This window comes from Nostoc sp., from assembly GCF_036916575.1.
Classification (GTDB): Bacteria; Cyanobacteriota; Cyanobacteriia; order Cyanobacteriales; family Nostocaceae; genus Nostoc.
Map to the genome: position 1 here is coordinate 37,323 of NZ_JBALGC010000142.1, position 14,877 is coordinate 52,199.

Sequence of the window (14,877 nt, forward strand, 5' to 3'; positions counted from 1 at the left end):
AAGCAACGTTGATATCAACCAGCCACTAAACAGATGATTCAACAAAAATCCCCTATATTCCCTCATGGGCTAAGGCAAATCGGAGGTATCGTTGTTTTGGCGATCGCCTACTATGAAATGGCTGAAATTTCACGGCATCTTGCTTCCACACCGAACAATGTGACTCCAGTTTGGCCCCCGGATGGAATTGCTGCTGGGGCTGTTTTGTTGTTTGGTAACTGGATCGGGTACGGTGTTTTGCTGGGTTCATTTCTCGCCAACTTTTGGGCATTCCGAGATCCAACAAATTTCTTATCCCTGGTGATTTCAACGCTGCCAGTTCTCTTAATTGCGATCGCAACAACCTTGGGGACTATGTTGGGTGTCTTCCTGCTGCGGAAAACTACCAATCTTTACTATCCCTTAGAACGTGTCACCGACGTGTTTAAATTTTTGATCTTAACCGGCATGGTGGGGCCGAGCATCAATGCAACTGTTGGAGTGGCTTCCTTGGCGTTGAGTGGTAAAGTTCCCTGGACAGCTTATGGGACAGTTTGGTTAACCTGGTGGATTTCTAATGTTTCGGGAATTTTTATCGTCACCCCGATTCTGCTTAGTTGGGGGCAATTCATTCAAAAAAACCGACATCCAATCTGGCAATGGTTATCCCTCAGTTCAACCTCAGAGGATTGTGAAAATCTCCCTGATATTCGACACTCAAGAGCAAACTCACGCCCTTTAAGATTCTGGTTAATTCTAGTAGAGCCAGTTATTCTGATGGGGTTGGTCATTTTCATCAGTAAAGTTGCTTTTGGTGAGGGATATCACCTGGAGTATATGTTGATTCCGATGTTGATCTGGTCTGCCTTTCGACTGGGGCAACCGGGTGCAACGCTGTTAACTTTTTTTGTGGCTGCGATCGCTGTGATCGCAACCGTCAATGGCAAAGGTGGTTTTGTGGCTGCGGATCTCAACCAATCTTTGATGCAACTGCAATCATTTATTGGCGTGATTACACTCACCATTCTTGTGCTAACAGCAACGATCGCCGAACGAGCACAGGCAGAAACCAAGCTGCGTTTAGCTTTTGCCGAATTAGCCAGAACCAATGAAACTCTGGAAGTTCGAGTTCAGCAGAGAACTGAAGAATTAAATGAAAAGAATACGACTCTTCAGCAAACCCTACAAACGCTTAAACAAACTCAATTACAGATGCTTCACAGTGAAAAAATGTCTGCATTGGGACAGATGGTGGCAGGGGTTGCCCATGAAATCAATAACCCGGTTAATTTCATTGATGGCAACTTAATTTATCTTTCTGAGTATATCCAAAGTCTGCTGAGAGCATTGCAAGTTTACCAACAGCACTATCCAAATCCACCTCAATCCCTGCACGCAGAATTAGATAAACTTGAACTGGACTTTTTACAGGAAGATGTTACCAAGATTCTTGAGTCGATGAAAATCGGTACCGAGCGGATCTCTACTATTGTATTATCCCTGCGGAACTTCTCGCGCTTGGATGAGGTAGGATTGAAAGCAGTAGACATTCATCAAGGGATTGATAGTACCTTGGTAATTTTACAACATCGATTGCAATCGACAGCCAATCGTCCCCAGATCCAGGTTATTAAAGAGTATAGTCAGTTACCACTGATTGAATGTGATGCTGGCTCCCTTAATCAAGTGTTTATGAATCTTTTAGGCAATGCTGTTGATGCATTAGAAGAATCTAATCAGGGGCGTTCGTTCCAAGACATTTCAGCCAATCCCAATGCCATCCAGATTCAGACTCGTCAAATCGATACAAACCAAGTGATGATAATGATTTCTGACAATGGAATAGGCATTCCAAAAGAGATTCGCTCTAAACTATTTGATCCTTTCTTCACCACCAAGCCCGTTGGCAAAGGCATTGGTTTGGGTTTGTTTATGAGCTATCAAATTGTTACCCAGAAGCATGGCGGTAATCTTTGGTGTGACTCCACACTGGGACAAGGAACAAAGTTTGTGATTGAGATTCCTCTAAAAGCTAAGAGGATTACTTGAGTAATACCAATTCGCAATTCGCAATTCGCAATAACGCTCGTTCGCGCAGCGTGCCGTAGGCAAGACTCGCTACCGCTTCGCTACGAGACGCTACACGAACGCTAACGCAATTCGCAATTGAGAAATTTAGATGCCGCAAGGTAATCCCTGCTTACGTCTGTTGCCTTATTTTAGAGAATTGGTATAAGCACAATTTAGAGAATTTCGATAAGCGATGCCTACGGCTGGCTACGCGTATGCATTTGTTATTCGCTGAGACATTAGCAATTTGTGATGTCTACAATAAAAAGCAAACACCAAGCTAGAAAATTAGGCGCTTTCATCAGGAAAACAAATGGTAATAACAGCAATCAATCCTTATCTTGATGGTAACTTTGCACCAATCCATCAAGAAATTACCACTGACACCTTGCAAGTAATAGGTGAACTACCACCGGATTTATCGGGAATATTTGTCCGCAATGGTGCTAATCCACAGTGGAAGCCAATTGGTCAGTATCACTGGTTTGATGGAGATGGGATGTTGCATGGTGTGCGAATTCACAATCGCAAAGCAATTTATTGCAATCGCTACGTTCAAACCAAAGGATGGAAAATAGAGCAAGCAGAGGGTAAGGCCATCTGGTCTGGTTTGATGGAACCACCGCAAATGGATAATCCTTATGGGCCATATAAAAATACTGCTAATACAGCTCTTGCTTGGCACGCGGGTCAACTATTAGCATTATGGGAAGGAGGAGCGCCTCATGCTATTAAGCTGCCTGAGTTAGAGACAATTGGCGAGTACACCTACAATGGCAAGCTAGCTTCTGCCTTTACTGCCCATCCTAAAGTAGACCCAGTTACGGGCGAGATGATGTTTTTTGGCTACTCTCCATTTACACCGCCTTACTTACAATATGGCGTGGTTTCAGCAGCAGGCAAGTTGTTACGGACTGAGCCAATTGACTTGCCAATAGGAGTGTTGATGCATGATTTTGCAATCAGCGAAAACTATACAATTTTTATGGATCTGCCCCTAACTTTTAATCCACAACGGGCACAACGAGGAGAGCCTCTGCTATTATTCGAGAGCGATCGCCCCAGTCGCTTTGGCATCTTACCACGTCATGGAAATAATGGTGATGTCCGTTGGTTCGAGAGTTCAGCTTGTTTTGTACCTCATACTCTCAATGCTTACGAAGAAGGAGAAGAGATAGTCTTAAGCGGTTGTCGAATGAAGAACTCAGGACTTCTAGAACCAGTCCAAAGCTTTGATGAACAAGAAGGAGTTAACAGACCTCTATACGAGTGGCGATTCAATCTCAAGACTGGTTTTGTTAAAGAAACAATGTTAGATAATGTACCCATTGAATTTCCCCGTGTCAATGAACAGCTACTAGGGAAAAAAACACGATACGGCTACAGTGCAAGAGTCGCTAATAATCCAATTCTCTTGTTTGATGCGCTCATCAAGTACGATTTTAATCGTGGTAAATCCGAAACATTAGAATTCCGAGTTGGGCGTTATGGCGGAGATATCGTTTTTGTACCACGTCCTCACGCAACAACAGAGGATGATGGCTGGCTTCTAACTTTAGTTCATGATGAGGGTTCAGAAACTTCTGAATTAATCGTAGTAAATGCCCAAGATGTCACGTCCGGGCCTATAGCGCAGGTGCTAATTCCCCAGCGAGTACCCTATGGATTCCATGCTGCTTGGATTGATGAAGCGCAATTCCAAACTTGAGCAAAACTAACGTTAGGGACTTCCAAGCAATAAAATCACCAAGTACAAGAATGATAATTATTGTGAGGGGGTAAGGAGAAGCAGCCGTCGGCTGCTTCTCCTTACCCCTTTTTGTAATAAATTTAATTGGCACTTTAATTTTTGGGTGGAGAGGAGTGTTGATAGAATTAACTGATTCAGTCAAAAAATTATTCTTAGTCTAAATTAATCACCCTTGGCTATGTATTTTAGATTTGGGGTCGGCGGACGGAGGTTAAAATTTTAACTTAAAAATTTAAGTACCCACCCAAAAGCGATCACACTTCAACTTATGCGATCGCTCCTGGGGATATGTGGGTCTATGGGTTTGATGGGTCTTGGGCGGTTTTTGGGCGGTGTGGAAGTTAGTTTGACTTGGCTTTTAGCTGACGTTTTAAGGCTTTAAATTCTAGTTAATTTAGTTTGTAGTTCTTTTTTTCTTAAAGTGCTATAAGCTCCAAATAATCCCAGAGTAATGAGAGGAACGATAGAATTACTTTCCGGAACAGAAACTGGACCAGCAATTTGTTTTAAATTTAAATTTCCTTCAAGTCTAAGTGCAGAATCATAATGACTACCACCCATTGTAAAGCCAAATGTCTGACCAGCAGAAATATTGCTAAAAGTATAATTACCAGATTCATTAAATCCAGCAGATGGGGAACTACAGCAGTCAGTCGGCCCCGCGCTGTATAAAGTTGTGTTTGGATTAAAAGTATTGAGAAAGGCTGTTACTTCAAAGTAAGAATGGAAACCTGTATAGTTCCAGTCAAAATTATAATTACCATCAGCTTTTGCTACTGTCGAAATTGTCCAAGTGTTTGTATCAAAACCTTCTGTCCCAGGTAGATTATAACTTAAATTATATTCATCTAAATTGACTTGTTGGGTATTAGTTGTTCCTGGCCCAGATATTGTCCAATTAACTGGAGTGAAAGTACTAGCAAGGCAGTTAGGTGTAATACCTAATGTTAAAGCTGTAGTACAAGCAATTACCTTATTTATAGTCTTCATAGTTGATAGTGAAAAATTACTGCGTTGATTTTGTAATCAACTAACATTACATCTAACTAGCGTTTATTAGCAGCATACATGTTACAAAACTTTAACTCTTAAAGTAATCCAAGTAAAAAAATGCCCAATTGTTATTGCGGGAACCAAGCGGAATGTTCGCCTTTGGTGTTCCCGTAGGGTAGCAATCTCTGAGTCTTTGTGATTGCTTTGCTCCACTGTGTTGCGTACCCTACAGGAAGGCTTTGCCTACACAATGACAGACTTTGGATCATTTATTTATTGGAAGACTCTTAGCGTTGGAGCGTCACCCAAAGGATAGTGCTTCTGTCATCAGATAGATGTAATAGTATCTAATATGTGCTATTTACACAGTACTGATAACTGTAGGATTGAAAATTAGGATTTTTCTACATAAAATTAAAAATCTCAAATGAAAAATTGGTAACACTGATGGTTAGGAGTGCTAGAGTTTCAAGAAATTCACCGGAACTTTTCAGCGGGTATTCATGCTGAAGAAACTACAGAAAAAGCAAATTTCGATAATTGCGGGTGCAGCACTGTTTGCCTTTTTAGCTGGGGCAATGGTATCAGCACCTGAGATTGGCAAATCTCTGGGGAAATGGCTCAAACTGAGTCAGAATCAAGCAGGGCAAACATCAGAGGGTAGCATTGCCCAATCAGCCGTCTTTCCACTGATTTCACAATCCCTGCCAGAACGGGCAGCAAAACTAGCAACGATCGCCGGGCAATCGCGATCGCCAGACCGAAATCGCGCTCGTTATCTTTTAGCGAGTGATTACATTGAAAGAACCCAAGCTAAAAAAGCGCTGGTTTTACTGGACGGACTAGAGAAAGACTATCCCCTTCTCGCGCCCTACATTTTGCTCAAACAAGCTCAGGCACAGGATATCCTGGGCGAAGACGGCAAAGCCTCGGATCTTAGGCAAAGGGTGCTGAAATTGTATCCCAAAGAAGCAGCCGCAGTGAAAGCGCTATATCTGATTGCCCAACCGAAGCAACAAGAAACCGCGATCGCTCAATTTCCTTCTAATCCTCTGACTTGGGAAATTATCCGCAAACGCTTGCAAGATAATCCCAATCAGCCACAATTACAATTAATGTTGGCTAAATATGCTTATGACCAACCAGGCATAGTAGGCGTTTTAGATCAGCTAGTAAAACAGCCTACACTCAAACCCGAAGAGTGGGAACTCATTGGTACAAGCTATTGGGAAAATAGTCAATTTCTGAAAGCGGCGAATGCTTATGCCAAAGCACCTAAGACATCGCGCAACCTCTACCGCACTGCACGAGGATTACAGGTAGGAGGCAAAGATAAAGAAAAGGCGATCGCCACCTATAAACAATTAGTGCAGCAATTTCCAAATACTGAGGAAACTGGGACTGCACTACTCCGGTTAGCAGAAACTGCAAAAACAAGTAAAGACGGTTTACCCTATCTTGAGCAGGTAATTAGTAAATTTCCTAAACAAGCTGCTACTGCACTGGTACAAAAAGCCAAAACTCTCCAAGCCCTCAATAATCAAAAGTCAGCTAGCGAGGCGTGGCAATTACTCATAGCCAAGTACGGAAATTCTGACGAGGCGGCAGAGTATCGCTGGAAAATCGCCCAAGATAAAGCCAAAGCCAAAGATTACATTGGTGCTTGGCAATGGGCACAACCAATTGTCACTAACAATCCCAACAGTATTTTGGCTCCGAGAGCAGGCTTTTGGGTAGGAAAATGGGCAACTTCGCAAGGGAAACAGCAGGAGTCTAAAACTGCTTATGAGTATGTGATTAGCCAGTTTCCTTACTCTTACTATGCATGGCGAGCAGCGGCCATGCTGGGGCTAAATGTTGGCAACTTTGACAACGTGCGCGTCATGAACCCGGAAGTAATCGCACCCCAGCGTCCATTACCGCCTGCTGGTTCTGAGACTTTCAAAGAATTATATCTGCTGGGTCAAGACCGCGATGCCTGGTTACAATGGCAAACAGAATTTCAGAACAAAATTCAGCCAACGGTAGCAGAGCAATTTACTGAAGGGTTAGTCCGGCAGGCAAAGGGAGAAAATCTCATCGGAATTGATAAAATTTCTAAATTGGAAGATCGAGAAATACCAGCTGAACTTGCCCAATATCAGACTCTGAGTAAACAGATCACCTACTGGCAAGCGCGTTATCCGTTTCCCTATCAGCGAGAGATTCAAAAGTGGTCTATTGAGCGTAAACTCAATCCTCTGCTAGTCACCGCTCTCATCCGTCAAGAGTCGCGGTTTGAGCCAAAAATCAAATCCGTCGCTAACGCTATTGGCTTAATGCAATTGTTGCCGACTACAGCTAAATGGATCGCCCCACAAATTAAGTTGGATATCAAAACAATAAACCTCGAAAATCCCAACGACAATATCATGCTGGGTACATGGTATTTGGATCATACCCATCAGCAATATAACAATAACTCCTTGCTCGCGATCGCCAGTTACAATGCTGGTCCCGGCAATGTCTCCAAATGGCTGCAAACTCAAACTACACAAGATCCAGACGAGTTTGTTGAAGAAATTCCCTTTGATGAAACTAAAAATTATGTGCGTCAAGTATTTGGCAACTACTGGAATTATCTGAGGCTTTACAACCCTGAGATTTCTGGCATCGTCGCAAAGTACTCGACTACACACCCAAAACTACCGACCCAGTGATTTTGCTGTATGAAGGTAGAAATGAGGAGTTAGGGATCTCTTGGGCAGAGGGAGCAGGGGAAGATTAATAACTCCCTACCAGCACTTCCAAAATTCTCCCCCTGCCTCCCCTGCTCCCCCAATTCATTCCACTGTTTTGCAACGCTGTTTATCTCTATTGAGAGGGTCAGGCGTAGGCGCAGCCCGTCGTAGACATCGCTAATATTTTGTGACAAAATCAATGCCGAATTATAGTCAAGCAATTGAAATAGCTAAAAAAATTCTTAAACATGTCGCCAGACATTACACTCAAAAATTTTAGTACAGCGATCGCTTGTTTTGCTATGAAGAGGCAGGAGCGACCGCTTTTTTTATAAACAGGACTTACGCAAAAAGGCAGTGAAAGCCTTGATTTACCGTAGGGGCAATTCAGGAATTGCCCCTAAATTTCGTACTTGATGCGTAAGTCCTAATAAAGTATCTACAAACTTTGACCCATCTATAGTTAGTTATTTAAATTATCAATATTGCTCAATGATGTCAACTGCGACTCGACCGCATAGAGATAACTTCGATCATCCAAAACTTGTGCTGGTAACTTGTTAGCCTTGACAGCAGCCTGAACCACATCTTTGGCAGTCAGTTTTCCTATTTGGAATTCAGATATCAAAGCGCCCCCACTAGGAATACCTTGCTCTTTGAAATAACCTTGATAAGCTAAAAAGGTAGTATTGAAAGGTTGGAGATAGCTGGCATTTGCGGAATTAGTACGTAAAGTATTATAGTTTACATTTGTGTTGATTTGTCCGGCATTATTGTTCTTAACTGTTTGAGCGCCAACAATTCCAGGTATAAAAGCAATACAAGCAACGAGAAGTGCAAAATTTACCAAGTTTGTAATTTTCATAATTTTCTCCTCGATTAAACTAGCTTAATTATTGTTAACTATTAATAAAATTCTATTTTTTAGCAATCTAAAGTCTTGGATATTAGGTCACTATATCAATTCATTTATTTTTCATTAATTTGGTCTAAATGATTTGCTAAAGGTTTAATAATTAAGATTTTAATAAAGTAGATATAGGGTAATTCAACAGGTTATAAAATATTTCTAAACTCCAAGAAAATTGCAATTTGTAAAAGGATGTAATTTACAACTCAAAAGCATAGAGGTAAACTTAGATCATTTAAAATTACTAAGACCTATCATGTGATACGCAAGAAAAGCAGTATCAAAAGGTTTGAGGTAATTTACATTCGTGGAATAGCTATATAAAGTGTCAGAGTTGACGGCTGTGTTTATTGATGCGCCACTGTTATTATTGGCTATATGAAAGCTAGTGATTTTAGGCATAGAATTAATCCCAGCAAGAATATGTACATAATTTATCAAGTTTGTAAGTTTAATAAAGTTATCCTCAACTAGAACAAATTACAATCAATCAGTGTTCTTTAGTAATAGAGTCCACTGTTTTATAAATTTCAACCTTCTACACTCAGTTCATTTTCTAGCTTGATTCTTAATTAGCTAAACATTTGAGTCAAGTTGACCAAAATATCATAAATTGGGAATTCGTAGAAGATTTAGTAACTAAAAACTCAGAAAATGCCAAGTTGCGCCACATAAAATCTCTTATTCGCAAGCATTTATAGAAGGTGCGATCGCTCACATATGTGTAATTATGGTCTTCTCTTCTATATATTTTTTGCTTTAGGCTATAAACTAAAATCCGACTGTGTTTTGACTAATTAATTTTGCATACCAATATGCTAGAAAACCTTTCTGATAAAAACAAATACATTTAATTCTTAATTTGATAAATAAAAGTGATTACAATTAATCCTGGCATCGCAATGTTTTCTATAAACCTTACTGACCATTCATTTGAGCTTGGATGAACTCTCGTGTAAGTTAGCGGTTCAGGAGGATAAAATAAGCTGATAGTGTCAAAATGTTAAGTGTATAGTTTATTTGCAAACTCACTTATGCCGAAAGCAATTTGGAATGGCGCAGTTTTAGCTGAGAGTGATAATACCGTAGTTGTGGAAAATAACCATTATTTCCCTGCTGACACCATTAACAAGCAGTACTTCACAGACAGTAACACCCACAGTACTTGTCCTTGGAAAGGTGTCGCCAGCTACTACAGTATCGACGTTGATGGGCAAATCAACAAAGATGCTGCTTGGTACTATCCCAGCGCCAAAGAGAAAGCTAAGAATATTGAAGGTTATGTAGCTTTCTGGAAGGGTGTAAAAGTTGAGGCTTAATAGAGGTTCCTGGAAGTATTTTAGTTTCAGGGAATTGATATTATGTCCGGCTAATTGCCTATAAAATAATTAGCCCGCACAGAGAGAAGTCTGAGCGGGCTTCGTATTTAAAGTATTTGCAAATTTCTTCTAAGACGTAATTATACCTTCGCCTTGCGAAATGCTGCTTGCTTTCTCTTCGCCAGCCAAGCCAGACTAACAGCAAGTATACTACTAGCGATCGCGCTAGGTTCAGGTACTGATTTCGGTATAAAAGTAGCATTTTTCAGTAGTAAAAAATCAGCCTGAATACTTATGTTGCCTCCTGCTCCTGAATTATTGCTACCAGCAGCGATCGCGCTTGGTTTGCGTACTGGTTTCAATATAATGAGGTTAGGGATTGTAAGAGTTATGTTACTTCCTGCTCCTGAATGATTGCTACTAGCAGCGATCGCACTAGGTTCGGTTACTGGTTTCGATATAAAAGCACCGGGTCTCACTGTAAGACGACTGGTTGTAATAGTTATGTCGCCTCCTGCTCCTAAATTCTTGCTACCACTGCTAATTTGCCCAGAATTGCCTTTAACGGTGCTGATGGGAATCGTTACCTGAGTACCCGGATTTATCACCTCAATGCTATCGGCGGCTGTAATAGTTATGTCGCCGCCGACTAGGTTACTATGATCATTGAAACTCACTCGACTAGCATTAATCTCAATATTATTCTTGCTGCTGATAGTGCTATTGTTAACCGTCAAGGTAGCAGCTTGTGCTGATTCTACTTGCATTATCACCCAGCCCAGAGCAACGGCTGTGGAAATAGCTTGAGCTACAGCCTTTTTTCTATTGTTTTTTACCACTTAAAACTCCTTGGATTAATTTTTCAAAATTCAAAAAGTCTGCGATATTAGTCTTATATCTTTTAACTAAATATTAATCATCTTCATAAATTAATTTTTGTTGGTTTTAGCCATGCAAAAACCTGCGTAACTGTTAAATTAAGTTGCAAAAATTCAGGTACAGGCAATACTTCATCCCCAATCATTTCTATAGGTTGCTGACCTGGCAAAAATACCAATACTAAGCGTTCATCTGGATCGATTAACCATCCTAATCGAGTGCCGTGTTTTAGACAGTGAAGAATATTTATAATTACCTTGGTTGTATTCTGTTCTGGTGAAAGAATTTCAATTGTCCAATCAGGATAAATTACAAAGGTATTTTCAATTTCCCCATTAGCATCAAAGGGAATCCGTTCCCAAGCAAATACACTCACGTCTGGGACAATCGAACGTCCGCCATAGACGCTCGAAGAGCGGCTTCCCGCAGGGTAGGTACAACGTAATTCTGGAAAAGCCAAGGCAATTTCTTGTTCTTCAGCAACTTGGCTAATTGCGTTACAAAGTTTTAGTTGTAGTCGAGAATGTTTGCCTTGTGGCATTGGTTTCTGGTAGATACGACCATCGATAAATTCACTAGCAGGCTGGGTTTCTGGCAGTTTGAGGAACTCTACTAAGGAGATTGATTTGTGCAGCATGGTTTTCATAGCTGTGCAAATGCCATATTTGATTGGAATCTTAGCATTTTCTGTCCTTGGATTTTTGGGAACGAGTCTATTCTTCTTGATGTTGCTGCTTACCTAAAAATAGCTGTAAGCTGTGGTTAGGACTTGTATTTATAAGTTTTGCTTAAGCTGTGGTAACAATCGCATAAGCTTTGGCACAAATAGATCAGCATTCTGAACGAAACAAGTTGTGTTGTTAATGATTGCATAAGTGTTTGTCACGAATAGATAAGCATTCGTAACGAAACAGGTTGTATTGATAACAAACGCATAAATGTTTGTCACAAATAGATAAACATTTGTAACGAAACAAGTTGTATTGATAATAAACGCATAAGTTGTCGTTACCAACGGATAAGCATTCGTAACAAAACAAATATCTGAAACCTAATTATGAATTATCAATTATCAATTATTAATTTTTAATTAGACGCTGCCTTTTCTGCTACAGTACGAATTATTTCCTCTAGCGTTTGGAGTAATTCTTGTTCGTTATAAGGTTTAGAAAAGTAAGCCCTAGCACCCAATTGCATAGCTAGTTGGCGATGTTTATTGCTGCTACGAGAAGTCAGCATCGCAACTGGAATATTTTTTGTATCCACGTCTGAATTTACCTTACCTAAAAAGCCATAACCATCAAGGCGAGGCATTTCAATATCACAAATTACTGCCTCAACCCTCAATCCACTATGGAGTTTATCTAAGGCATCTTGACCATCTTTAGCTTGTTCTACTTGATACCCTCCTTTTTCAAGGGTCAGGGCTAAAAAGCGGCGAACATTAATCGAGTCATCTACGATTAAAATTGTACCTTTATGCTTAACAGACGCTGCTGATATTTTGTCTTCATCAAAGATTAGGAAGGGTGTTTTTAACCTTGCTGATGGTAATTGAGTGCCTTTGGAAGTTCGCCGATTTGTAGCAATCCAATACAGCAACTCATTGACATTAACTAATGGCACTACTCGACCATCACCGAGAATTGTGCAGTTGCTAAAGCCTTCAGGTAAAGGTATATTTCCCTCGACTTGGCGAATAGCAACTTCCTGTTCACCCCAGCAACGGTCTATTTGGATTGCTACTGGCTGATTATTACCTTTGACTACTAACACACTGCTAGCATTAATTGCTGCCGGAATCTCTAACTCTGAGATATCGTAGCGCAGGCAATTAAACTCTAAGTAGTGAGTCAGGCGAATCAGTGGTAGCATCGTTCCTTGCCAATTTAGGACTTCGCTACCAGCCATTTGGAAAACTCGCTCGTTTTGGAGTAAGGATATTTCTGAAATGACATCTGTGGGTAATGCCAACAGCATTTTGTTGATTTCTACCAGCAGAACTCGCGCGACAGAAAGTGTAAACGGTACTGATAAGGTGAAAGTAGTACCAACTCCTGGCTCCGTATCAACTTTGACATCTCCTCGAATTAGTTTGAGGTTGTTGCGAACCACATCCATACCGACACCGCGACCAGATAATGCTGTCACTTGTTCGGAAGTGCTAAAACCTGGTTCAAAAATTAGTGATAACAGTTCTTCATCATTAGCATTAGCAAGTAGAGAAGTATCCAATCCCATAGCTAGGGCGCGGGTGCGAATTTTCTCCAGAGAAATGCCCCAACCATCATCACGGATAGTAATCAGGGTGCGATTACTGCTGTGGGTAGCTGTAATTTCAATCAATCCTTGTTCTGGTTTACCCAAAAGGCGGCGAGTGGCAGAGTCTTCGATCCCATGATCAAAGGCATTCCTTAACAGGTGCATTAAAGGTTCATTTAATACTTCTAAAATGCTGCGTTCAATTAAAGTGTTGCCACCTTCAATTTTTAACTGGACATTTTTCCCATACTCTACATTTAAATCGCGTAAAGCTCTAGGAAAACGTTCGACTAAATCGGACAGCGGTCGCATTCGGATGTGATTTAGTTTGGTCTGTAACTGTTTCGATGTTTTATTTAGTTTCCGAGCAATTTGATCTGTATCATCTACACTGAGTTGCACATCAGTTGTGACTTCCTGTACCTGAACAATGGTTTCCATAACTTCCTGCGATCGCAGGTTTAAATCGTTATAGCGATCCATTTCTAAGGCATCAAATTCCCTGTGTGTGCCTTGTGTTTGGTGGCTATTTTCAGCTAGCGATGTCTGTTGAAAAGCCGCTTCTTGTCTATGCACCCCACTAGACATGGCAGCTTGAGTAGAAATTTTGTCGTAGGCTGTACGTAAATTCTGGTTTTCTCGGTCGAGAATTTGTACTCGCCCCTTCAGGTTATGAACGAGTTTACGTAATCTTTCTAGTTGTGAGTTTAATCCATTCCGCTGAACAATCAGTTCCCCAAATAAATCATTAATTTGCTCTAGTTGTTTGCTAGGAACTCGGACGCTATTTTCATAACTTTCCCGCTCTTTACCAACGCCAATTGGCTCTCCTTTACCTTCGTCAAATCTGGCATCTGGAGGATTATTTTCTTTAGCAAATATTATATTATCCTCTGTGACATTGACAGCATTAACGTCATCGGTAAATTCTGCATCCAAAAATGTAAAATTGGCAGCGATACCTGCGGCGGTGACTGAGCCTGCGTTGCCTTGAGATTTGTCGTTGGCGGAACCTCTCGTAGAGAATGGTCGAAGTGTTGGCGCAGCCAACACTTCATCTTTAGTTATTTCTGGTTGCAAAACAGATGTTGACACTACTTCTGGATCGAGGACATCTGTGTTATCTATATCTGTAGCGATAAACTGTGGTATTATTTCTGCTTGTAATAGTGGCTGAGATTGCGTATAAATATTTAAGTCAAGTTCTGTAGGCAAGTTATCTAGTTGATTTGTCAGTATCAAAGCTTGCGATCGCCGCCATGCTTGCAATGCTAACTGGGCAATTTCTGGAATGCGTGAGCTGCTAACAGTTTCTAATTGCTGCGTTACTGACTCACAAAGTTTGGTAAAAGCTGCCAACTGGAGCATTTCCCCTAAACCGCCCAATTCAGCTGCCATGATCACAACTTCTTCATGCAAACCGGGCTGTTGGCTATCTGCCAATACAGATTCTAGACGCTGCAAACACTCTTCTACTTCTGTTCCAAATAGCAAGGGGATAACGTCTTGCCCATCTTCTGGGGATAGCATGGTTGAGGCATCCTCAGGGGTGGGGTCGCCCAAGCGATCGTGCAGCTCATCAAAAATTGGGAAACAAAAGGTTGCTAACCACTGATCTTCGACAACATTTCCTTCTGCAAGCAATTCTACAATTTGACGCAGCCAGTCAACTCCAGATAGCAATAAACTTTGCAACTGAGTATCAATTTCTAGAGAATTTTTTTTAGTTTTTAAAACTTTAAAGGAATCTTCCAGACGGTGAGCTAAATCACTTAGTGATCTAAATCCCATCATCCCCGCGCCACCTTTGATAGAATGAGTAGCCCGGAGTGCAGCATTAATTTTATCTAAATCGATGCGGTTAGTAGTATCGATTTCCAGCAATATCCCTTCTAAAGTATTTAAGTAATCAGTTGCTTCTTCCAGAAACTGCATCTGGATTTCTAGTTCTTTGTTTTGTGGCATAGTTTTTGTCCTTAGTCATTAGTCATTGGT

At 40.9% G+C, this 14,877-nt stretch carries 9 protein-coding genes; 4 read left to right on the forward strand and 5 right to left on the reverse strand.

Annotation, left to right across the window (positions count from 1 at the left end):
* The first annotated feature begins 33 nt into the window (after positions 1-33).
* The gene (locus V7L29_RS31535; RefSeq protein WP_334737959.1) at positions 34-2,028 is read left to right on the forward strand and encodes an MASE1 domain-containing protein; all 1,995 of its coding nucleotides are present in this window, start codon (positions 34-36) and stop codon (positions 2,026-2,028) included.
* Between the two features lie 334 nt (positions 2,029-2,362).
* The gene (locus V7L29_RS31540) at positions 2,363-3,757 is read left to right on the forward strand and encodes a carotenoid oxygenase family protein (protein WP_334737960.1); all 1,395 of its coding nucleotides are present in this window, start codon (positions 2,363-2,365) and stop codon (positions 3,755-3,757) included.
* A 420-nt stretch (positions 3,758-4,177) separates the two neighbouring features.
* Here V7L29_RS31540 and V7L29_RS31545 read toward each other — a convergent pair whose 3' ends face one another.
* Complete coding sequence (locus V7L29_RS31545) at positions 4,178-4,789, reverse strand: hypothetical protein (RefSeq protein ID WP_334737961.1); 612 nt, start codon at positions 4,787-4,789, stop codon at positions 4,178-4,180.
* Positions 4,790-5,295: 506 nt separating this feature from the next.
* On the opposite strand from V7L29_RS31545, the gene V7L29_RS31550 reads away from it, so the two are divergent.
* Positions 5,296-7,491 carry a lytic transglycosylase domain-containing protein gene (locus V7L29_RS31550; protein WP_334737962.1) on the forward strand — a complete coding sequence of 732 codons (2,196 nt, stop codon included), beginning with the start codon at positions 5,296-5,298 and terminating at the stop codon, positions 7,489-7,491.
* A gap of 484 nt (positions 7,492-7,975) precedes the next feature.
* On the opposite strand, the gene V7L29_RS31555 is transcribed toward V7L29_RS31550, so the two are convergent.
* Positions 7,976-8,377, reverse strand: a complete 402-nt coding sequence (locus V7L29_RS31555; RefSeq protein ID WP_334688045.1) for a hypothetical protein — start codon at positions 8,375-8,377, stop codon at positions 7,976-7,978.
* A 1,079-nt stretch (positions 8,378-9,456) separates the two neighbouring features.
* Here V7L29_RS31555 and V7L29_RS31560 point away from each other — a divergent pair.
* Positions 9,457-9,741 carry a DUF427 domain-containing protein gene (locus tag V7L29_RS31560; protein WP_334688046.1) on the forward strand — a complete coding sequence of 95 codons (285 nt, stop codon included), beginning with the start codon at positions 9,457-9,459 and terminating at the stop codon, positions 9,739-9,741.
* Between the two features lie 140 nt (positions 9,742-9,881).
* Here the strand turns inward: V7L29_RS31560 and V7L29_RS31565 are convergent, their stop codons facing one another.
* The 3 genes from V7L29_RS31565 to V7L29_RS31575 form a co-directional block, all read right to left on the reverse strand.
* On the reverse strand, positions 9,882-10,580 hold the full coding sequence (locus V7L29_RS31565) for a hypothetical protein (RefSeq protein ID WP_334737963.1): 699 nt from the start codon (positions 10,578-10,580) through the stop codon (positions 9,882-9,884).
* A gap of 83 nt (positions 10,581-10,663) precedes the next feature.
* Complete coding sequence (locus V7L29_RS31570; RefSeq protein WP_334688048.1) at positions 10,664-11,266, reverse strand: Uma2 family endonuclease; 603 nt, start codon at positions 11,264-11,266, stop codon at positions 10,664-10,666.
* Between the two features lie 440 nt (positions 11,267-11,706).
* Positions 11,707-14,847 (reverse strand): hybrid sensor histidine kinase/response regulator, encoded by a 3,141-nt coding sequence (locus V7L29_RS31575; RefSeq protein ID WP_334737964.1) that lies wholly within the window; start codon positions 14,845-14,847, stop codon positions 11,707-11,709.
* Between the last annotated feature and the right edge of the window lie 30 nt (positions 14,848-14,877).